The sequence below is a fragment of the Spirulina major PCC 6313 genome (genome assembly GCF_001890765.1).
In the GTDB taxonomy this organism is placed as follows: Bacteria; Cyanobacteriota; Cyanobacteriia; order Cyanobacteriales; family Spirulinaceae; genus Spirulina; species Spirulina major.
The window spans coordinates 1,196,989-1,216,715 of sequence record NZ_KV878783.1; the positions used below are offsets into that span (position 1 = coordinate 1,196,989).

Here is a 19,727-nt window from a genome sequence, read left to right on the forward strand (position 1 = left end):
GCCATGAAACTTGCGATCGCTCAACTCAACCCCACCATCGGCGACCTCAGCGGCAACGCCCGCCAAATTCTCACCGCTGCCCAAGGCGCGATCGCCCAAGGTGCAGACCTCCTCCTCACCCCTGAACTCTCCCTCTGTGGCTATCCCCCCCGCGATCTCCTCCTCAAACCGGGGTTCATCACCGCCATGCACCACGAAGTCCAAACCCTCGCCCAACAACTCCCGCCCCAACTCACGGTGTTAATCGGGGTCGTCGAACGCAACGCCCAAGCCACCACCACCGGTCAAAAACCCCTGTTTAACAGCATTGCCCTCGTCTCCGGCGGCACGGTGCAGCGTCTCTTTCCCAAACGCCTATTACCCACCTATGATGTATTTGACGAAGACCGTTATTTTGAACCCGGTCTGAAACCCAACCTCTTCACCCTCAACGGCTTGAAGATTGGGGTCACGATCTGCGAAGACCTTTGGAATGATGATCAGTTTTGGGGGAAACGCCTCTACGCCAGCGACCCAATCGCAGAACTGGCGGCATGGGGAGTGGATTTGATCGTCAATTTGTCAGCCTCGCCCTACCGGGTGGGGGTGCAGTCGGTGCGGGAAGCGATGCTCAGCCACGCCGCCCAACGGTTTAGCGTGCCGATTTTCTATGTGAATCAGGTGGGGGGCAATGATGATCTGGTGTTTGATGGCCAGAGTGTGGGGGTGGATGCGACCGGCCAAATCCTCTATCGAGCGGCGGCCTTTGCCCCGGATCTGCTCATGCTGACCGACCTTACACCTCCCACGCCCCGCCCGATCGCGCCCCGTCTCGAACCGGCGGCGGAACTCTGGGGGGCGTTGGTGTTGGGGGTGCGGGACTACGTGCGCAAATGTGGGTTTGCGCGGGTGGTGTTGGGCTTGAGTGGGGGGATTGATTCGGCGTTGGTGGCGGCGATCGCGGCCGCAGCCCTGGGCCCAGAAAATGTCCTGGGGGTGTTGATGCCGTCCCCCTACAGTTCCGATCATTCCCTCACTGATGCGATCGCCCTCGCGGAAAATCTCGGCATTGAACACCAAACGATCGCGATTCAATCGGCCATGACGGCCTTTGATCAACTGCTCGATCCCCTCTTTGCCGGTACGGAATTTGGGGTGGCGGAGGAAAATTTACAGTCTCGGATTCGGGGCAATGTGTTGATGGCGATCGCTAATAAATTTGGCCATCTCCTCCTCTCCACGGGGAATAAATCGGAAATGGCTGTGGGCTATTGCACCCTCTACGGCGACATGAACGGCGGTTTGGCCGTGATTGCCGATGTGCCCAAAACCCAAGTGTTTAAACTCTGCCATTGGCTCAACCGCGATCGCGACCTGATCCCCCCTAACATCCTCACCAAACCCCCCAGCGCCGAACTCAAACCCGGCCAAGTGGATCAAGATTCCCTCCCCCCCTACGATGTTTTGGACGATATTTTGGCGCGGTATGTGGAAAACCATGACGCGATCGCCAACATCATCGCCGCCGGCCATGATCCCGCCGTGGTGGAAACCGTCGTGCGCCTCGTTACCCGCGCCGAATTCAAACGCCGCCAAGCCCCACCGGGCCTGAAAATGACCGATCGCGCCTTTGGTACGGGTTGGCGAATGCCCATCGCCTGCCGGCATGGGTAATCGAGCCGGGTTGTTATAGTCGAGAGAGGGCGAGGGATGAGGGAAGGCGATCGCTCCCTCTTGCTCAGTTCCCCAATTGCTCCATACTGGCTCACTGCTATGCGTCTCACCGCCTTGATGACCCGCTTGGGTAAAGCCTTACCGTTTGTAACGGGAACCGCCGTGGCGATCGCTGTCCTCGTCACCGTCGATACGGTGCGGACGGGCGGGGCCTGGTTGCAACGCCTCGGCCAAGGGTTACGGATCACCACCTCCGAAGCTCAGGTGGATGTTACCTCGTTAATCGTCACCCAAATTCGCCAAGCCAGCGAACTCACCACAGCGATCTACAGCCTCGAAACCATCGTGCCCGCGGCCCAGAGTCGAGAATGGGCGGGGCTGACGGTGGGCACGACGAAACTACTCTACATCGCCCATGGCACGGTGCGGGCGGGGATTGATTTAAGCCAATTGCAGCCGGAAGATGTGACGATCCAGGGGAATGCCCTAACGGTGCGCCTGCCTGCTCCGGAAATTTTAGACCGGGCCATTGATGTGGAGCGATCGCAGGTCTACGACTACGATCGCGGCTTCCTCAACCTCGGCCCCGATGTGGCTCCCGACCTCCAAAGTCGCGCCCAACGAGAAACCCTCGCCCGCATTACCGCCGCCGCCTGCGACCAAGGCATCCTCGACCAAGCCAGCGATCGCGCCGAAGCAGCGATCGCGCAACTCCTCACCCTCTCCGGTTATACAGAGGTGAACGTCCAAACCGCCGCTCCCCAAACCTGCGATCTATCGCCCCAACCGTCCCCCTCCTCGTGATCAAAATCACCCGTTCGTCTCTGGGGGGTAACATCCCTAAAAGACCCATGCTACGGTTGAGCATGGGTCTTTTGAGGCGGTTCTTTGGGGGTCGCATCCTCACCCTTTGATTTCGATCATCCCCCTGAGCATCCCCCATCGGTTGATCGAAATCACACCAACAGGTCAGTATTATCACGCGATCGCTTCGATCCCTATCGCACCATCCTCACCCCTGCAATCACGCCTAGACCCCAAAAAAATCACCGCTCAAGCCCACGTATATCAAGGCGTTGAGCGGTTTTTCCTCAGACAATAGGTGCAGTCCTTCAGAGGTTGGTTGTGATGACATCCCCCCTACCGAAACGCCCCCCCGTTCTAGATCTGAATCATTTAAAAATCTTGTGTTGCTATGACCTAGTGATTGTCTGTTCCGACTCCAAGCGCCAATATCGCCTTTCGACCACCCAAGTTTCCTTTTGTGGCCTCGATGAACCGACCCAAGCCCTGCTCCTGGAGCAAGGCTATGCGCCGCCCCTGACCTGCGATCGCCACGGGAGTCTCGTCTGTCCTGTGCCGCTTCATAACCCCACAGCGATGCCTATTGAGTGGATGGGGGTGTGGTTTGAGTTGTTGATGAGACAGGAGCCACAATGCTGCTCGGAGGAGTGATTTGCGGCTGGGGTGGCGGTGTTGCAGTGTCGTCCTGGGACGATTGCCACAGGGTCGGCTGCTCCGGCGGCGCGATCGTGGCAAAAAAGGAATCAAAGACACTGGCATCTAGCCCCGCTGCCACCCAGCCATAGCCTCCGATAATCCCGGTAATACAGGCAATGTAGGCCGCATACACCGTCAACGGAGCTTCGCTGGACAGCAATGGTTTGGTGTTGAGGCTTGGGTTGTACCACGATGGAATGAGGTTTTCCGATTTCGGGTCATTCATCGTCAGACTGGCTAACTCGTGGAGATCAAGGGCTTGTCCAAGGCGGCGCAGAAAGCCGCGTAAATAGACATCTTCGGGCAATTTTTCCAATTGACCCGCTTCGAGGGCTTGAATGTGAATGACCGGTACGAGGGTTCGACTGGCTAGCTCGCCCTGGGTGAGGCGGCGGCGTTGGCGGATCTGTTTGATCTGCTGCCCCATTTGGCGATATTCCTGGTGTTTTTGGTCAATTGGGTCTTGTGGGGGCTGATCTGTTGGGGGGGATGCGGGCGATCCGACGGGGGCGAGTTTGGTGCGGGGGGAAGGGCTGGCCGGGGCGATCGCAGGTAAGGGCGCACAGTCCTCGATCTGAGCAATATACTGGAGCGTGGTTTGGATTGCTTCACGATTGAGGGCGCGGAGTAACGTCTGGATCACCTCCGGGCGTTCTCCGGTGAGATGCTGGAGTCCGGTTAATGCACCCTGGTAAATTTGGCCTTGGGTTAATTGATCTTCAATTTCACTCGATATTGACGCAGAGACAGGTGCGCTTAAACCCGTTTTCGGAAATTCCATAGGGGTGATTCTCAATGAGGGCAGGAGGAACAGGATACAACGGTCGGCTCGTTTCTCAAGGGTGCGATCGCGCCCATCGGTCACAGAACCCAATGACCCATCTAATTTGACCTGTCCGATACTGTTTCTCTGTTCAGATCATCCCCATTTGAGTCCGGATTATTTCTTGAGCTTGGTGAAAATATCAGGGAATTGACGGAACATTGTGGCTAATGTTCCGTCGATTAGCGGATTATGTCCCGCAATTTTAGGCAGATCGACGCGCTGAAGAGGCTGCGTCTAGGGCCACCGGAATCCGCTTTAAATTACTCGCCCGACACCAATCCACATCTGGGCCCACCCTGAATGTGACATAATCTTCCCCGTAGGCTTGCCAATAGGTCTGCACCTCGCCCGTTAAACCATGGGCATCATCAAGGCGCTGTACGATCGCCCCCGGTGGGAATTTTTGGGCAATGGGGTGATCCTGCCATTTTTGGAGTAACCGCAGGTGATCCTGTTGAGCGTCCGTTAAAAGTTGCCAGGTTTCCGTTTTCCAGTCTTGATATTGGGCCATTAGCTGCTCCACTTCACGCCACGTTTCCGCCGTTGCAATTAAATCGGCCAACGCTTGGGGGCTGTGAAGCTCAAAATCGGGAACAGGTAAGGCACTCATGAATTCTTAAAAAATAACAAAAACACTATATTCAGCGTATCCAGCCTAAAAGTCTAGACTAGACACTCTAAATATAGCGAGTTTGCGGCCGATTTTCTGGCCCTCGGTCTTTTTTTTTTGATTAGGATTCGAGGTCTTCTGCCTCGCCGTCCTCCCCGTCTTCACTGGGGGGAACCAGGGCCACAGCAGCGATCGCATCCTCTTGATCCAACCGCTGCACCCGTACCCCCGTCGCTGCCCGCGACTGAGGCGAAATCGCATCCACCACCTGGCGAATAATAATGCCGCGATGGGTAATCAGCATCAGTTCGTCGCCCTGATTGACCACACCCAGGGCCACCAATTCATCCTTTTTGACACGGAACTTAATCGCCCGCAGGCCCAAGCCCGCCCGCTTTTGCAGCCGGAATTGATCCACCGGAATCCGTTTGCCGTACCCCTGGGCCGTCACCGCCAACACCCACGGCCCGTCACCAATATCTGCGAGGACTTCCTCGCTGGCGGCGGTGGTGTCGTCCTCCTCGTCGCCTTCACTGACGGCCAAATCGGCAATAATCTGACTGGGGAGAATATCCATCCCGATCAACTCATCCCCCGACCGCAGCTTCATCGATTTTACCCCCCGCGTCGCCCGGCCCAGGGGACGCAACTGGGTATCATCGGCGCGGAAATGAATCGCCATCCCCTGCCGTGACCCGATGATAATGCTGTCGGTGGATTTCGTGAGACGCACCCAGCGCAGTTGATCCCCCTCAGCCAGGGAGATGGCGATCAGGCCATTGGTGCGAATGTTAGCAAAGGCGGAGAGGGCGGTTTTTTTGATAAAGCCGGTGCGGGTGAGCATTACCAAATATTCATCATCGGTGAACTCGCTGACGGCGATAATCGAGGTGATTTTTTCGTCGCGGGGGATGGGGAGCATCTGGACGATGGGCACGCCACGAGCTTGGCGGGAGGCGGTGGGGATTTTGTAGGCGTTGATCGAGTAGACGACGCCGCGATCGCTGAAAAACAGCACCACATTATGGTCGCAACAGGTGAGGAAATGCTCCACCGCATCGTTATCTTTAATCTTCGCCCCGGCTCGGCCACGGGTGGCCCGGTGTTGCGCCTCAAAGGTATTCACCGGCATCCGTTTGATGTAGCCCTGTTCCGTCAACAGGATCAGCACCGCTTCGTTGGCGATCAGGTCGGTTTCGTCGAGATCCCCTTCCGAGGCGAGGATTTCCGTGCGGCGGGGCGTGGCGTGGGTGGCCTTAATTTGCTCGGCTTCTTCAACAATGATTTCGTTGATCCGCTCCCGTCGCGCCAAAATATCCTGCAAATCGGTGATCGTCAGCAGTAATTCTTCGTGCTCGGCTTGGATTTTGTCCGCTTCGAGGGCGGTCAACCGGCGCAACTGCATTTGTAAAATTGCATCGGCTTGCAGCAAGGACAGACCAAACCCGGCCATTAAATCCTCTTTGGCGCTGGCGGTGTCGGCGGCGTGGCGGATGGTTTGGATGATGCGATCGAGGTTTTCCCCCAGGGCGATTAAGAACCCTTGGAGGATGTGATCCCGTTCTTGGGCTTTGCGGAGTTTGTATTGGGTACGGCGTTGGATGGTTTCAATGCGGAAGTCGAGGAAGACTTCGAGGAAGCGTTTGAGGTTGAGCAGTTGGGGGTCGCCGTTGACGATCGCCAACATATTCGCGCCGAAGTTGTTGCGAATCGGGGTTTGTTTGTAGAGGTTATTGAGAACGACGCGGGCGATCGCATCCCGTTTGAGTTCAATCACAATCCGCATTCCGTCGCGATCGCTCTCGTCGCGAATATCGGAAATGCCGTCAATTTTTTTATCGTTCACCAGATCGGCGATCTTCTCAATCAAGGCCGCCTTATTGGTTTGGTAGGGCAACGCGGTCACAATAATCGCCTCGCGATCGGGCCGTCCCGGCTGTTCGATCAAGTCAATGTGGGCCACCCCCTGCATCGTAATCGAGCCGCGCCCGGTCAAGTAGGCATCCTGAATACCGCTGTAGCCGAGAATTTGCCCCCCCGTGGGGAAATCGGGGCCTTTGATGATTTTGCACAGATCCTGAATCGGTAGCTCTGGATTGTGGATCAGTGCCACCATGCCATCGATAATTTCCCCCAGGTTATGGGGTGGAATATTGGTGGCCATGCCGACAGCAATCCCGGACGACCCATTCAGGAGCAGTTGTGGAATCCGCGACGGCAGCACCACCGGCTCCTGTTGGGAACCATCGAAGTTGTCGGCAAAATCGACGGTTTCCGCTTCGATATCCCGCAGCAGGGAATTCACCGTCAGGGTGTGGAGGCGGGATTCGGTGTAGCGCATCGCCGCTGGGGGGTCATTGTCCACCGAGCCGAAGTTCCCGTGACCCTGGATCAGCGGTTCGCGCATCGAAAAGTCTTGGGCCATGCGCACGAGGGCATCGTAGACGGCGGTATCCCCGTGGGGGTGATATTTACCGAGCACTTCCCCGACGACACGGGCGCATTTCCGGAAGGGGCGATCGGGGGTTAAGCCCAGTTCATACATCGCGTAGAGAATTCGACGGTGAACGGGTTTGAGTCCGTCTCTGGCATCGGGGAGCGCCCGCCCCACAATCACGCTCATGGCGTACTCTAGGTAGGATCGCGACATCTCGTTGCGTAGATCGGTCGGCAAAATCCGCTGTTCAGGGGCAGCCATAGAAAAAACTCCGTTTCGGTCGAACGTTTAAAGGTAGACGGAACAAGCAGCGATCGCCGCTCTTCCGTTTCCAGAGAAAACTGGCGATTAAGACAATGAAGCTTACCCATTCTATCATAGATGGGGCGTGGCTTTGGGCGATTTTGGCATTACCGGAAATCCCGGTTAAGGCTCGTTGGCGGTGGGGGTGAAGTGTTGAAAGCGTTGGGCGGGGTTGAGGGTGAGGAACGGGGCGCGATCGCACACCTGCACTATCGGATCGGCGTGGATCGTGCCGATGATCTGCGCGGTGGGGCCGAGGGCCGCGAGGAGGGCGATCGCATCCTCCGGCGGCACAATTAACACCAGTTCAAAATCTTCCCCGCCATACAAAGACCATTCACGGGCGCGATCGTCCCCCGCAACGGTGCGTAACACCGGATCAATGGGCAAGGTGTCTAATCTGGCCCCCACCCCCTCCAGGGCGCAGAGTTGCAGCACCCCATCGGCAAGGCCATCGCTGCTATCCATGCCGCTGATCCGGGGATAGTTTGCCAGGATAGGGAGACAATCGAGGCGGGGGCGGGGGTAGTGGTGGGCGCGGATCAAGGGGGCGCGATCGCTGTACTCGCCGCCCATCTCGTCAGGATTGAGGAGCAATTCTAACCCAGCGCGGGCGTTGCCGTGGTGGCCGGTAACGAGAATGCGATCGCCCACCTCTGCGCCCCGCCGTGGGATCACTCGTTCCGGGGCCACCTGACCAAAGGCCGTGATCGCGATCGTGGGGGTGGGCGATCGCGTCACATCCCCGCCCACCATCGGCGCGTGGTACTGATCCCCGCAGTGTTTCAGGCCGGTGTAAAGGGCTTCAATCCAATCCAGGCGCGTCGTTGGGGGCAGGCTCAACCCGACGGTAAACCCGATGGGGGTCGCGCCCATGGCGGCGAGGTCGGATAAATTGGCCGCAAGCGATCGCCACCCCACCGCATCCGGGGGCGTGGTTTTGTCGCTAAAATGCACCCCATCAACTAGGACATCCGTGGTCACCACCAACCGCTGCCCTGCCGCCATATCCAACACCGCCCCATCATCCCCAATCACCGCCGCCGGACAAAAGGCGTGCAGGCGTTGCAGGAGTTGATGTTCGCCGAGGTCTGCGATCGTTGTGGTCATGGGTTAACGCCTCAAAACAGCATCAGGCCATGATGATCATGGCCTGGTGTTGGGAGGTCATGATGCTTTGGCTGGGATCGCTGCACTATTGTGCCGCGCTGAAATGATCAAGGCCATCGACAACGCGAGCCGATTTAATCACATCGCCATCTTGGAGGGCTTGGAGCACCGCTTTGCCGTCCACGAGATAGCCGAAAACGGTATAGCGACCATCCAAGACATTGAAGCCGGGGGGCGTGAGTTCACTGTCAAAGAGGAAGAAGAAAAATTGCGACGAACCGCCATTGGGGTCATCGCTCGGACGGGCCAAGGCCATTGCACCGTAGGCGTTAAAGGGTAGGGCGAGATCGGCGAGGTACAGCCCAATTTCTTCGAGGGTGAATTCGTAAATCGGTTCGTTGTCACCCTTAACGAGAATTTCGAGGGGAATGGCGCGATATTCTTTGGTTTTGGGGTCAACAAAGCCCACTTCGGGGCCGTCCGGGTCGCCGGTTTGAATGATGTAGTCTTGGTTTTGGAAGAAGGGCAGGCCGTCGTAGAAACCGCGCTGGACGAGATCAACAAAGTTCCCGGCGTTGATCGGGGCACTGTAGCCATCGACGATCACGGTGAGGGTTCCTTGGGTGGTTTCGAGTTCGACGGTGGCGCGGCCTTTCAGTTGGGGCAGGTGGGCGTAGTCGTCGGGAATTTCAAAGGGGAAACCGTCCACCATCAGGGCTTCAAGCGCACCCACATGGGCGAGGGCTTGGCGGCGTGTTTCCCAGACGGTGTTTTTGTCGCGATCGTCGGCGGCGGTGCGGAGGGTTTCCACTTCGTCGCGCAGTTCGGCGAGGAGGTCTTGGGCGGTGGCGGTGCGATCGCTCCCCACACTGGCCAAAATCGCGTCATCCCCAAAGGTCAAGCTCCGGGATGCGGATTTAATGTCCCGATTCACGAGGCTCCAGCGCTTGCTCCGGAGTCCTTCGGAAATGGATTCTAAGCTGGTTTGGAGTTGGCGAATTTCTGGATTATCGATGGGGAGGGCGTAGCGGAGGATCGCTTGGGGGTCGGTGATGGCGTTGCCTTGGGCGAGACCAGCGTGGGCTGCGGGGGCAACGGTGGCGGTCGTGAGGAGGGCGATCGCGCCCACAGCCAAGACAAGCCAAGCACGTTTGAGCCAGGCTTGCACCATCTGCCGAACAGGAGAACGTAAAGATAACATAAAAAATAAAGACACAATATTCCAGTGAACCTTTTTCATCTTCCCATAAGTTTCACCCTCCCTGAATCTGCTGTTCAGCCCTCGCGAAGTAAAAGGGGATTCCTGCCAGGAGGGAACCCTAACGGGGGTACAATGGAGGGCGAATTGTCTCGGTCTCTTAAAATAACTCCATGATTTCGAGTAATGACTTTAGAACTGGCGTAACGATCAATTTAGATGGCTCTGTGTGGCGTGTCGTCGAATTTCTCCATGTGAAACCGGGGAAAGGGTCAGCATTTGTCCGGACAAAGCTTAAAAATGTGCAATCTGGCAGTGTGGTGGAACGTACCTTTCGGGCTGGTGAGACGGTTCCCCAAGCCATTCTCGAAAAACGCACCATGCAACACACCTATAAAGAAGGTGAAGACTTGGTGTTTATGGATATGGAAACCTTTGAGGAAATGCGAATTAGCCCGGACAAGGTGGGCGATCGCGTCAAATATCTCAAAGAAGAGATGGAAGTGAACATCGTCACCTGGGAAACGCAGGTGCTCGAAGTGGAACTGCCCAACTCCGTGGTGCTCGAAATCACGGAGACTGATCCCGGTGTCAAAGGCGACACCGCCACAGGGGGCACAAAACCTGCCATTGTGGAAACGGGAGCCCAAGTGATGGTGCCGCTCTTCCTTTCGATCGGAGAAAAGATTAAGATTGACACCCGCACCGATAGCTATCTCGGTCGCGACAACTAACACGGTGGGTAGCACGGAGTCTAGCGGTGAAGACTGAACATTTGGCATCGTCAGGCAACGTCACCCTCTTCTTTCACATCCTTTGATTTATTCGCTTTGAGGACAAGACTGCCGGTGTCTATAGACTTCCAAGAAATTCGTGAACTATTAGCGGCGATCGCGCCCACCGATATCACAGAACTCAGCCTCAAAAGCGAGGCCTTTGAACTCACCGTCAAAAAAGGTCACGGTGCCGTGATGCCCCTTACGTCCGCTCCCGCTGCGCCGGCCGTTGCCCCTGTCCCCGTGGCGGCTACCCCTCCCGCTGCTCCCGCTGCTGCTCCGGTGGCCGATACCGCCCCCGCCCCCACCAGTGATCCGAAATGGGTGGATATCACCTCACCCATGGTGGGGACGTTCTATCGCGCTCCGGCTCCCGATGAAGCACCGTTTGTGAATATGGGCGATCGCGTCACAACCGGGCAAACCGTGTGCATTATCGAAGCGATGAAACTCATGAACGAGATTGACGTGGAAATCTCCGGGCAAATCATGGAAATCCTCGTCGAAAACGGTGAACCCGTGGAATTTGGCCAGCCGCTGATGCGCGTTAACCCCGGTTAATCCCCCCAGCGGTGAGCCGCTCCCCATTCCACCTCACGACAATTCCGATCAAGGGTAGCTTCACATATTGTGATCAGGGGATGAGGCTGCTACTATTTTGGGATCACAACTTTCCGTGAACCTCCCATGCACCTCACACCGAAGCCTGTCTCGCAGGAAGTGGTTCAGCAACTCGCTGAGTACTTCAGCGTACTTAGTGAACCGATGCGCTTGAAACTTTTGAATCTGCTTCGAGACGGCGAGATGTGTGTGCAAGAATTGGTCGAAGCCACGCAGACGAGCCAAGCCAATGTTTCCAAACATCTGAAAGTGATGCTCCAAGCTGGGATTCTCAGTCGCCGCAGCGCCGGAACCTCCGCCTACTATCGCGTCGAAGATCCGCTGATTTATGACCTGTGTAATTTAGTCTGTAACCGTCTGGCGGCTCGCATCGAAAAGCAAGCCCGACAGTTCCGCGATTTTAGTCTCACTCCGCCGGCGATCGTGCCTAACAGCCTGTCCCGTCCCCTGCATCCCTCGGATTGAGGGATGATTAACCCACCGAAACCTGCTGTCGGGTTGGCGGGTGTTTCGGGAGGGGGGTGATGTGGGGCGATCGCTCAAAACCGCCCTTGATCCGGAGGCTAAGGCTGAGGCAATGGAGCCAGAGGGCCGGATAGCGGGATTCGAGCCAAGATTGCGATCGCACCAACCAGCCCGGAAACCAGCCCCGCAAACACCAGGCGAGCAACGATTCCACCGCAAACCAGAGATAACTCCCGATCCAGCGGATAAAGTCCCGCGTTCCGGCCTGCTCCCAAATCCAGGGCACAAGGCGAGGATTCATCACCGCCGCCTTCAATGCCAAGCGATTAAACGTCCACCACCCAAACCGATCCTTAATGAAGGTATCGGCAACCTCTGGCGGTTCCTCGGCGAGGAGACCAAAAAAGGTGTTCAGCATCGCATTCACCCGTTGGGGGGGTAGGGTTTTGCCCGTGGGAACCATCATTCCTTTGGAGAAGAGCCAAGTGACGGCGGTATTGCTCTGGTAGGCGCGAATCGTGTTGAGGTGTTTTGCGGCTAGGAGGTCATGCTGGAGGGCGGTATCGAGCAAGGTGGTGAGGCGGCCAAGGTTGCGCACGAGGGAGCCGAAGCCGGTAAAGACGAGGGGCGATTGTAACGAGGCGGCATCCCCGATCGCCACAATGCGATCAATGGCAACGGTGCGATCGCTCCCCCCCACGGAAAAATGCCCCGGAATATACCCAAACGTCGGCTTCTTCCACTCCAAGGCATCCAGGTCGCAGCGGCGATATTCTGGCAAAATCGTGAAAAAGTCCTCGTACATTTCCAGCAGTGAACCAGGATTCTCAGGATGCACTTGATGGTAGTGGAAGAGGTACACGGTCAAATCATCCCCTTCCACGGGGAACAATTCCCAAATCAACTGCCGCCCCCGCGAAATATCCCCGTGGGAATTTAACACATCCCCAAAATCGGGGTTCCACACCTCTTTGCTGATTCCCGACAGCACCGCTCCCACGGTGGGGCAAACACTATCAAAGGTGCGGCCACCGTTGAGTTGCCAGGCGATCGGGGAGGCGGTTCCCATCGCATCGACCACGAGGCGGGCGGTGGCGTTGCGATCGCGCCCCGTCGGGCGGTGAGTCATTTGTACCTGTACCCCATCAGTTGCCACATCGACGCGGGTAAATTCTGTTTCATCCCAAATCTCGCCCCCCGCCTGCCGGAACTTTTCCCCACACAGACGCAGCAACCGTTCCGAATCGATGGCAATGTTCAGGACGGTGGGGGTGTGGAGTACCTTGGCTTTTAAATGGGGGGGATTATTGCCGTCGAAAAACTTGTTAAATCCGTCCTGATATTCGCGGGCGATCAGGCTTTCAAACTCCTCGGTAGTGAACAGCCCCAACTCAATCAACTGCTGAAACTCGTCCCGCGAAATATTCCATTCCCGATTCATCCGTCCAAAGGCAAGCCGTTCAATCAACAAGACCCGATATCCCCGCTGGGCCATCACCGCTGCATGAATCACCCCCAACGCGCCGCCGATATAGATGAGGTCATAGTCTAGATTTGTGGCGAGGGGGGTGGACTGTTGAAACACCACCGAGCGCGGGGTTTGAGGATGTTTAACACTCTCGCGCCAGCGGGTTTCCCACCAGTAGGCTCGCTGTAAATCTCGTTCCCCCTGGGGCATTTTCTGGAAATAGTTCACCGTTTTGGGGTAGTGGGGGGCGAGGGCGGTGAAGATGTCGGTCTGTGTGAGATCTAGGGCAGGAGGAGCCGGATAGGTGAGGGGAAATGCCTGGGGGAGATTTTGGCTGAGATGGTCTTGAATGTCGCGTTCGTGGGGGAGGGGGCGATCGCTCCACCGAAACAGCTTGAGATAGGTGGTGCGTTGCAGCGACCAGAGGGCGATCGCTAACACCTGACCGGGCCGCTCCGGGAACTGCACCTGCACACCACCCGGCACAACCACACGCTCACCGTAGGGGGGCTGCCATTGGGTTTGCAGCCATGTCACCACGCAAGCGAGGTCAGGAGTGGGGATTTCGATGTAGAGCAGTTCGTTCATCAAAAAAAAGGGGGTCTGAAACCCGTCCTTTAGGACGGCTTTATATAAAGGGGAAGCAATACTTAAGATTTGACTGTTGTGTGCTGAGTTACATTCAGCGCATACTTAAGATAGTTTAATAAACTATCTTAAGATTCGATAAGTTTCCTAATCTTTAGTATGCAACGGGTGAACATTGGCTATGAATTATCCTATCCCACGAAGCCCCGAAGAAATTCGTGCGTTTCAAAAACAGCCGATTGATGAAGAGATGGTGGCGGCGGCGATCGCAGGAGTCGTGGAAATCTACCGCGCCCAAGGCAAAAGCGTCGATCAAATCCAATCGGATATCCTCACCGATCATCAGCTTCTCAACCCCAAACAACGGCAATGGTTGAGCGAAGTCCTCACCCAAGCCTGGCAAACATGGCCAGAACAGGCTGAAACGCCCCGCCATGATCCGAGACGGGCTTAAATTGTCCTGAGCAGCATCGTTTGGGGTTTGGGGGTCCCGCCCCTGATGGGCTGAATTGATCCACCGCAGAAAACACCATTGTGAACGGGAAACCCACCGCCTTAATTACCGGTGCAGCCAGCGACTTTGGGGCAGCCTTTGCCCATGTTTTTGCCCGCCATGGCTACGATCTTGTGTTGATCTCGCGCACGGCTGCCCCCATCCACCCCCTCGCAGAACAGCTCACCATGGAATTTCAGGCCTCGGTGAAAATTTTGCTCCATGACCTGTCCCATCCCAACGCCCCGGATACGATCGCCGCGCAGCTTCAACAAACCGGCATCGAGGTGCAAATTTTAGTGAACACATCAGAGCGCGGGGCATGGGGTCAGTTTGTGACAACGGATGCAACGGCGGAATGGCAGTTAATGCAGGTCAATATGGTGGCGTTGACCCAGTTAACGAAGGTGTTGCTGCCGGGGATGTTGCGACGTGGGACGGGAAAGATTCTCAATGTGGCATCGTTGGCGGCGTTTCAGCCGGAGTCCTGGCGGGCGGTGTATGAGGCGACCCAGGCCTATATCCTCGCGTTTTCCCAAGCGTTGGCGGCTGAATTGCAGGGTACAGGGGTGACGGTGACCGTCTTCTGCCCGCAACGGTGGGATCAATCCACTGCCTCCGATGATCTAGAGCGTGAGTCGGCGCTGACGACGATGGCGCAATGGGGCTATCAAGCTTTATTTGCGGGGCAGACGGTGGCGATTCCCGGTTGGAAACATCGCCTGATGGCGGCCATCACTGCCTTGCTGCCGCGCCGTTGGACGGGCGCGATCGCTGCTTTCCTCCTGCCTCACCCCCCAAGCCCCCCCGCCGATCGCCCGTAACCTTGGTGGATGGGTTATGGGGCTTCCGGGGTCGGGGGTTTGGTGCAGGTGAGGGTGAGATCGGGGGATTGGGCATCGAGGATTTCGCAGGTGCTGAAGCCGACAATGCCGTCGGGTAAAAGGGTATGGATGCGCTGAAAGTCTTTGACGGCTTGAACCGTGAGGCGGCCAAAGTAGCCGTCGAGGGGGCCGGTATAGAGGTCTAGATCCATGAGGATTTTTTGAATGACGAGGACATCTTTGCCATAGCTGCCGTAGCGGAGAATGTCACGAATGGTGAGAGGACGGGTGAGATCTACCTCGCTGAGGGAGAACGATCGCATCTGAGGGGGGCGGGTTGGGGGCGGGGCAGGGGTAGAGCGAGACGGGTTGAGGTCAAGGGTTAACGGACTGAGGGGCGATCGCAAGATCGGGGGCGTGAATTGGGGCGATCGTGGGTTGGGCGTTGCGGTTTGATCCGTTGGGGCGGTGGGGGCGATCGCCGGTGCTGTCCTGCCATTCCCTGCAATCGGGGCGGCTGTCCCCACCCCCGCACCCGAATTTGGCGCGGAAACGGGGGACTCTTCTGCCCCATCCAACTGAGATGACATCGCCCTCAGTTGGGCAAGACTGGCGCTCAGAGCTTCACCCTCACGCCCCGCCTGGACGCGAAGATTTAACGGGGGAAAGGTGCGATCGCTCGCGTCCGCCGGTTCTTCCTCAGCATCCACATCGACGGTGGGGGATGCGGTGATGGGGTTGGCTTCCGGTGGGGGGGAAGGCTCGCGCACGACGAGATCCGTGGTGAGTTGGACAATGGTTAAGATTGGCAGTCCAACACCTAACAGCACCGTGGCAAGAGTACTGTAGGGGATCTCTTTGATCTGCTTTTTGAACAGGAGAAACAGGAGAAAGAAGAAGGTTAACAGCGATAGCAGGATTAGCCCAGTGTAGTAGGGGATGTTGGGCGGTGACGCGGGGGTTGCGGGGGAGTGGGGCGGCGTGAGGGTTTCTTCTAAGGGTGTGGTTTGCGATCGCGCCCCATCTCTGAGGGCGAATCGGTCGTCTGTAATGTTGATGGCTGGATTGGCTAGGGACATTGCGTTAAGGACATTACCGACACACAGGATAGATTCAAACAAATTCTCCACTCATCTTAGGGGAATTTCGGGACGGGCTGATGGACAAGGGCCGTATTGACTTGGGACTGAAGCTCCGACAATGATCCTGTATTTTGAATTACCACATCCGCCGCCGCAACTTTATCCCCCAGGGACATTTGACTCTGGATACGCTGGTCGGCTTGGGCGGGGGTGAGGCGATCGCGCTCGATCAACCGCGATCGCTGCTGTTCCGGCTCACAAGCCACCACCCAAATTTCACTCACCCAATCCGTTAACTCCGCTTCAAACAATAACGGAATCATCAACACCACCGTAGGTGCATCCCGCAAGCCTGCCAACGCCTGATCAAAATAATGCCGGACAACGGGGTGAATCTGATCCTCTAACCACCGCCGCTCGGCGCGATCGCGAAACACCAGATCCCCCAGCCGTCCCCGATCCAAACTGCCATCCGCCCGGAGCATCACCGCCCCGAACCGCTGCGCGATCGCCGCCAACACCGGACTGCCCACCGCCACCGCCTGCCGCGCATAGAGATCCGCATCTAACACCGGGAGATGATGGTGCGTCACCAGGTGAGCCGCCACCGTACTTTTACCCGTGGCAATCCCGCCCGTTAAGCCGATTTTGCGCTGCATGGTCGTTCGTTCCTATCCTTTGAGGCTATTCCCACCGTAGGATACCCTTAAGATTCCCGTTAAACTTTTTAATATATTCCCCCATTATCCCGCCCAGAGAGGCTTAAACCCTATGACAGTGCGATCGCCCGAACCCCGTTGGCTCACCATTTATCGGCTCCTCCGGTGGGATAAACCCGCTGGCCGGTTGATCTTGATGATTCCGGCCCTGTGGGCGGTGGTGTTGGCGGCTCAGGGTGCGCCGCCGTTGCCCTTGGTGGGGGTGATTGTGGTGGGCACGCTTGCCACCAGTGCGGCGGGCTGTGTGGCGAACGACCTGTGGGATCGGGATATTGACCCCCAAGTGGAACGCACCAGCCAGCGTCCCCTTGCGGCGCGGAGTCTGTCGATTCAAACGGGGGTTGTGGTGGGGGCGATCGCGCTCCTCTGTGCGGCGGGGTTGGCCCTCTATTTAAATCCCCTTAGTTTTTGGCTCTGTGGGGCAGCCGTACCGTTTATTCTGCTGTATCCCGGTGCGAAGCGGGTGTTTCCGGTGCCGCAGTTGGTGTTGGCCCTGGCGTGGGGGTTTGCGGTGTTGATTAGTTGGGCCGCCGTGACGGGGAGTTTAACCCAGGCAACGGGGTGGCTCTGGGGGGCGGTGCTGCTCTGGACGCTGGGATTTGATACGGTCTATGCGATGAGCGATCGCGAAGATGATGCCAAAATTGGGATTTATTCCAGTGCGCTCTTTTTTGGCCGCTACGCTGCCATGGCCGTCGGGGTGTTTTTTCTGGGAACCGCTGGACTTTTAGCCGAGTTGGCGGTGCAATTGACCTTGCATTGGAGTTTTTGGCTCACCTGGGCGATCGCGCTCCTCGGCTGGCTCTGGCAAACCTGGCAACTCCAACGCCCGGATCTACCCCGTCCCCTCTACGGCCAAATCTTCAGCCAAAACGTGATCATCGGTTTCATTCTCCTGATCGGCATGATCGCCGGATCACTGCTGATGGGGTGATGGGAATTAGCGATCGCAATTCGGGCGAGGCTTTAAATTTTGGTTCACCACCTGGTTTCGTCCCCACACCTTCGCCTGCAACAGTCCCTGATCCGCACGGTTCAACAGACTTTTCCCCTCCGGATCATCATCCGGTTGCAAAGTGGCCGCCCCCACACTGATCGTAATCGTCAGCGTTAGATCGTTTTCGACGTGAAACGGCTGTTCCGCCACTAAGCACCGCAAACGTTGGGCAACATCCTGGGCTGTGTTCGCGTCCGCCTGCTTGAGCAGCACCACAAACTCTTCACCCCCGTAGCGAAAGATCACATCCTGATTGCGGAGATAGCTGCGAAAGCGTTGCGCCAATCGTTGTAAGACGCGATCGCCCACCACATGACCGTAGGCATCATTCACCCCCTTAAAAAAATCCACATCCAAAATCAACAAACTAAAGGGTTGATGCTGCGCAAACGCCCGTTGGGTTTGGCGGGGTAATTCCCACTCCAGCGCCCGGCGATTACTCAACTCCGTCAGCGGATCGGCGAGGGCAATACTAGAAAGAAAATCATTAGCCTGGATTAATTCATCCTGGTGCTTTAACCACCGTTGAGCCGCCGTGAGTTGGGCCAGCAAAAGCTGCTGCTCCGCCAGAAATAGCTCCGAAGCCCCCGCCGCCGTTAACCGGAGATAGGCATCCGCACCCTGACGCAGCAACGCGGCTTGAGTCAAAATCTCCCTTGGGCGATCGCTGGCAGTCAGATTAGCCTGAATCTCCACCCCCAGGCAATAGATGGCGCGGGGTAAAGCCGTTGCCAAAACCTGCCCTAAACCCTGGTGGATCAGTTCAGCACTGACGATGACCACTTGGGCCGTAGAGTGACGCAATGTTGCCAAAACATCAGTGTGCAGCACCCCGTGACAATACGCCGTGTTGCTGGGTTCAAGGTAGCGCTTCAGACATTGCTGGAATGCGCGATCGCCTATTACCACAGTAGATACATCTGTGTTCATCACTGGTAGGGATAACTGAATAGAGGGAAAAATGGCGGGAAAACCAATACGACTACTACACACTGAAATTCCAAAAATAGTGCTGTTATCCTACTGGTACAGAATAAAGCTCCATCGTTTCAGACATAATGTTCCAAGCGGAAATAATCTTTACTAAAATCTTAAAAATCGAGAATAATTTATGAACTTTTAATCAAGTTAAGCATTAAGCCATGCACTTTATCTTAGCTTTACTCCACGAAAGATACCAGTAAAAATACTGAATCAAAAAGTAAAAATTAAACCTCCGGCTAACCGTTGGGTTTGTTCCATGGCAATCCTATTTGATTCATAAACAGGCAAGGGACTTAAGACCCTTGGTGATGAGGAAATAAGATCTCCGATTGATTTAGGATCGCCATATGGCCATCTCATTCCATTTAAGGAGACTCAACTCTGAGAAACAAGGGGCGTTATTCCCTTGCCTTTTTCAATGGTGAAGTGAGATTGTGGTAGAGCGGCTTGCGAAAATGAGAACAGGACTGCTCACATCTGAAGAGGGACTAGAAACCCGCTTGATCTATACCGTTGGGTTGGATGGGTGATGGGTTTAGCAACGATGAGGAAACATTTTGATTCGACAAACGACGAGATCCCGCATCCTAGTATCACGACACACATTCACCAGTGGGTTACGGCGGATGACTAGATTGTAGTGATGGCAGGAGTTTAAGCCACCTCATCCACCCGACTGGACTGTTTCGGCTAAAGCTGTGTATTAGAAAATCGCTGAAATCCTCTGCAATGCAAAAAAATCAAAATCCTGTTGCACTATTTTAACTGAAATAGTCCACTACAATAAAGCCTGTTTTTAGCTGTGCCATTGCACTAGCCCAGGATACCCAACTCTAAGCCACCTCGTGGCCGACCGCCAGAATCATTGCTTTCACCTGTTCTCGATCTAGAGCACCGTTGACCGTAACCTGATGTTGGCTCAAGTCTGCCTCCACAATGGCAGCAGGGTCATTCGCTTTGATCGCATTGGTGATGGTTTTGACGCAGGCTTGACAAACCATACTCGGCACATGAATTTGAATCAGCATCTGAACAATTGGGTTACTGAACTAGGGTATTCCATTATCCCAATT

19 protein-coding genes are annotated in these 19,727 nt (G+C 56.1%); 9 read left to right on the forward strand and 10 right to left on the reverse strand.

Features of this window, described 5'->3' with window-relative positions; genetic code table 11:
* Positions 1–3 precede the first annotated feature (3 nt).
* The 3 genes from SPI6313_RS05220 (at position 4) to SPI6313_RS22755 (ending at position 3,108) form a co-directional block, all read left to right on the forward strand.
* Positions 4–1,653, forward strand: a complete 1,650-nt coding sequence (locus SPI6313_RS05220; protein ID WP_072620047.1) for an NAD+ synthase — start codon at positions 4–6, stop codon at positions 1,651–1,653.
* A 99-nt stretch (positions 1,654–1,752) separates the two neighbouring features.
* Positions 1,753–2,457, forward strand: a complete 705-nt coding sequence (locus SPI6313_RS05225; protein ID WP_072620048.1) for a DUF4230 domain-containing protein — start codon at positions 1,753–1,755, stop codon at positions 2,455–2,457.
* A gap of 324 nt (positions 2,458–2,781) precedes the next feature.
* A complete protein-coding gene (locus SPI6313_RS22755; protein WP_139276544.1) occupies positions 2,782–3,108 on the forward strand; it encodes a hypothetical protein in 327 nt (108 codons plus the stop codon).
* Here SPI6313_RS22755 and SPI6313_RS05230 read toward each other — a convergent pair.
* The 5 genes from SPI6313_RS05230 to SPI6313_RS05250 form a co-directional block, all read right to left on the reverse strand.
* The gene (locus SPI6313_RS05230) at positions 3,038–3,934 is read right to left on the reverse strand and encodes a helix-turn-helix domain-containing protein (protein ID WP_072620049.1); all 897 of its coding nucleotides are present in this window, start codon (positions 3,932–3,934) and stop codon (positions 3,038–3,040) included. The two genes, SPI6313_RS22755 and SPI6313_RS05230, sit on opposite strands and share 71 nt — an antisense overlap.
* A 247-nt stretch (positions 3,935–4,181) precedes the next feature.
* Complete coding sequence (locus tag SPI6313_RS05235) at positions 4,182–4,589, reverse strand: hypothetical protein (protein ID WP_072620050.1); 408 nt, start codon at positions 4,587–4,589, stop codon at positions 4,182–4,184.
* 121 nt (positions 4,590–4,710) lie between these two features.
* The gene (gene gyrA / locus SPI6313_RS05240; RefSeq protein WP_072620051.1) at positions 4,711–7,287 is read right to left on the reverse strand and encodes a DNA topoisomerase (ATP-hydrolyzing) subunit A; all 2,577 of its coding nucleotides are present in this window, start codon (positions 7,285–7,287) and stop codon (positions 4,711–4,713) included.
* Between the two features lie 165 nt (positions 7,288–7,452).
* Positions 7,453–8,439 carry a thiamine-phosphate kinase gene (gene thiL, locus SPI6313_RS05245; RefSeq protein WP_072620052.1) on the reverse strand — a complete coding sequence of 329 codons (987 nt, stop codon included), beginning with the start codon at positions 8,437–8,439 and terminating at the stop codon, positions 7,453–7,455.
* 85 nt (positions 8,440–8,524) lie between these two features.
* Positions 8,525–9,640 (reverse strand): peptidylprolyl isomerase, encoded by a 1,116-nt coding sequence (locus tag SPI6313_RS05250; RefSeq protein ID WP_072623008.1) that lies wholly within the window; start codon positions 9,638–9,640, stop codon positions 8,525–8,527.
* A 170-nt stretch (positions 9,641–9,810) separates the two neighbouring features.
* On the opposite strand from SPI6313_RS05250, the gene efp reads away from it, so the two are divergent.
* The 3 genes from efp to SPI6313_RS05265 all read left to right on the forward strand — a co-directional run bounded on the left by efp (position 9,811) and on the right by SPI6313_RS05265 (position 11,499).
* Positions 9,811–10,371 carry an elongation factor P gene (gene efp / locus SPI6313_RS05255; RefSeq protein WP_072620053.1) on the forward strand — a complete coding sequence of 187 codons (561 nt, stop codon included), beginning with the start codon at positions 9,811–9,813 and terminating at the stop codon, positions 10,369–10,371.
* 114 nt (positions 10,372–10,485) lie between these two features.
* Positions 10,486–10,974, forward strand: a complete 489-nt coding sequence (gene accB / locus SPI6313_RS05260; RefSeq protein ID WP_072620054.1) for an acetyl-CoA carboxylase biotin carboxyl carrier protein — start codon at positions 10,486–10,488, stop codon at positions 10,972–10,974.
* A 126-nt stretch (positions 10,975–11,100) separates the two neighbouring features.
* Positions 11,101–11,499 (forward strand): ArsR/SmtB family transcription factor, encoded by a 399-nt coding sequence (locus SPI6313_RS05265; RefSeq protein WP_072620055.1) that lies wholly within the window; start codon positions 11,101–11,103, stop codon positions 11,497–11,499.
* A gap of 7 nt (positions 11,500–11,506) precedes the next feature.
* Here SPI6313_RS05265 and SPI6313_RS05270 read toward each other — a convergent pair whose 3' ends face one another.
* Entirely contained in the window at positions 11,507–13,555 is a 2,049-nt protein-coding gene (locus SPI6313_RS05270) for an NAD(P)/FAD-dependent oxidoreductase (protein ID WP_072620056.1), read from the reverse strand.
* A gap of 181 nt (positions 13,556–13,736) precedes the next feature.
* On the opposite strand from SPI6313_RS05270, the gene SPI6313_RS05275 reads away from it, so the two are divergent.
* A complete protein-coding gene (locus SPI6313_RS05275) occupies positions 13,737–14,009 on the forward strand; it encodes a hypothetical protein (protein ID WP_072620057.1) in 273 nt (90 codons plus the stop codon).
* An 80-nt stretch (positions 14,010–14,089) separates the two neighbouring features.
* Positions 14,090–14,872: an SDR family NAD(P)-dependent oxidoreductase gene (locus SPI6313_RS05280; protein WP_072620058.1), complete on the forward strand. Its 783-nt coding sequence runs from the start codon at positions 14,090–14,092 to the stop codon at positions 14,870–14,872.
* Positions 14,873–14,886: 14 nt separating this feature from the next.
* On the opposite strand, the gene SPI6313_RS05285 is transcribed toward SPI6313_RS05280, so the two are convergent.
* Both SPI6313_RS05285 and coaE read right to left on the reverse strand, forming a co-directional pair.
* Positions 14,887–15,951 carry a peptidoglycan-binding domain-containing protein gene (locus SPI6313_RS05285; protein ID WP_072620059.1) on the reverse strand — a complete coding sequence of 355 codons (1,065 nt, stop codon included), beginning with the start codon at positions 15,949–15,951 and terminating at the stop codon, positions 14,887–14,889.
* Positions 15,952–16,007: 56 nt separating this feature from the next.
* Complete coding sequence (gene coaE, locus SPI6313_RS05290; protein WP_072620060.1) at positions 16,008–16,613, reverse strand: dephospho-CoA kinase; 606 nt, start codon at positions 16,611–16,613, stop codon at positions 16,008–16,010.
* A gap of 112 nt (positions 16,614–16,725) precedes the next feature.
* Between coaE and SPI6313_RS05295 the strand changes: the two genes are divergently transcribed.
* On the forward strand, positions 16,726–17,607 hold the full coding sequence (locus tag SPI6313_RS05295; RefSeq protein WP_072620061.1) for a 4-hydroxybenzoate solanesyltransferase: 882 nt from the start codon (positions 16,726–16,728) through the stop codon (positions 17,605–17,607).
* A 6-nt stretch (positions 17,608–17,613) separates the two neighbouring features.
* Here the strand turns inward: SPI6313_RS05295 and SPI6313_RS05300 are convergent, their stop codons facing one another.
* Entirely contained in the window at positions 17,614–18,600 is a 987-nt protein-coding gene (locus SPI6313_RS05300; RefSeq protein ID WP_072620062.1) for a GGDEF domain-containing protein, read from the reverse strand.
* An 887-nt stretch (positions 18,601–19,487) separates the two neighbouring features.
* The gene (locus tag SPI6313_RS05305) at positions 19,488–19,682 is read right to left on the reverse strand and encodes a heavy-metal-associated domain-containing protein (RefSeq protein ID WP_072620063.1); all 195 of its coding nucleotides are present in this window, start codon (positions 19,680–19,682) and stop codon (positions 19,488–19,490) included.
* Positions 19,683–19,727: the final 45 nt, after the last annotated feature.

What these genes read in the sequence shown, in the direction of transcription:
- efp (WP_072620053.1), top strand. Translation starts at nt 9,811, where the DNA reads ATGATTTCGAGTAATGACTTTAGAACTGGCGTAACGATCAATTTAGAT.
- gyrA (WP_072620051.1), bottom strand. Translation starts at nt 7,287, where the DNA reads ATGGCTGCCCCTGAACAGCGGATTTTGCCGACCGATCTACGCAACGAG.
- SPI6313_RS05275 (WP_072620057.1), top strand. Translation starts at nt 13,737, where the DNA reads ATGAATTATCCTATCCCACGAAGCCCCGAAGAAATTCGTGCGTTTCAA.
- SPI6313_RS05220 (WP_072620047.1), top strand. Translation starts at nt 4, where the DNA reads ATGAAACTTGCGATCGCTCAACTCAACCCCACCATCGGCGACCTCAGC.
- thiL (WP_072620052.1), bottom strand. Translation starts at nt 8,439, where the DNA reads ATGACCACAACGATCGCAGACCTCGGCGAACATCAACTCCTGCAACGC.
- SPI6313_RS05295 (WP_072620061.1), top strand. Translation starts at nt 16,726, where the DNA reads ATGACAGTGCGATCGCCCGAACCCCGTTGGCTCACCATTTATCGGCTC.
- SPI6313_RS05235 (WP_072620050.1), bottom strand. Translation starts at nt 4,589, where the DNA reads ATGAGTGCCTTACCTGTTCCCGATTTTGAGCTTCACAGCCCCCAAGCG.
- SPI6313_RS05225 (WP_072620048.1), top strand. Translation starts at nt 1,753, where the DNA reads ATGCGTCTCACCGCCTTGATGACCCGCTTGGGTAAAGCCTTACCGTTT.
- coaE (WP_072620060.1), bottom strand. Translation starts at nt 16,613, where the DNA reads ATGCAGCGCAAAATCGGCTTAACGGGCGGGATTGCCACGGGTAAAAGT.
- SPI6313_RS05270 (WP_072620056.1), bottom strand. Translation starts at nt 13,555, where the DNA reads ATGAACGAACTGCTCTACATCGAAATCCCCACTCCTGACCTCGCTTGC.
- SPI6313_RS05250 (WP_072623008.1), bottom strand. Translation starts at nt 9,640, where the DNA reads ATGTTATCTTTACGTTCTCCTGTTCGGCAGATGGTGCAAGCCTGGCTC.
- SPI6313_RS05305 (WP_072620063.1), bottom strand. Translation starts at nt 19,682, where the DNA reads ATGCTGATTCAAATTCATGTGCCGAGTATGGTTTGTCAAGCCTGCGTC.
- SPI6313_RS22755 (WP_139276544.1), top strand. Translation starts at nt 2,782, where the DNA reads ATGACATCCCCCCTACCGAAACGCCCCCCCGTTCTAGATCTGAATCAT.
- SPI6313_RS05300 (WP_072620062.1), bottom strand. Translation starts at nt 18,600, where the DNA reads ATGAACACAGATGTATCTACTGTGGTAATAGGCGATCGCGCATTCCAG.
- SPI6313_RS05285 (WP_072620059.1), bottom strand. Translation starts at nt 15,951, where the DNA reads ATGTCCCTAGCCAATCCAGCCATCAACATTACAGACGACCGATTCGCC.
- SPI6313_RS05230 (WP_072620049.1), bottom strand. Translation starts at nt 3,934, where the DNA reads ATGGAATTTCCGAAAACGGGTTTAAGCGCACCTGTCTCTGCGTCAATA.
- SPI6313_RS05265 (WP_072620055.1), top strand. Translation starts at nt 11,101, where the DNA reads ATGCACCTCACACCGAAGCCTGTCTCGCAGGAAGTGGTTCAGCAACTC.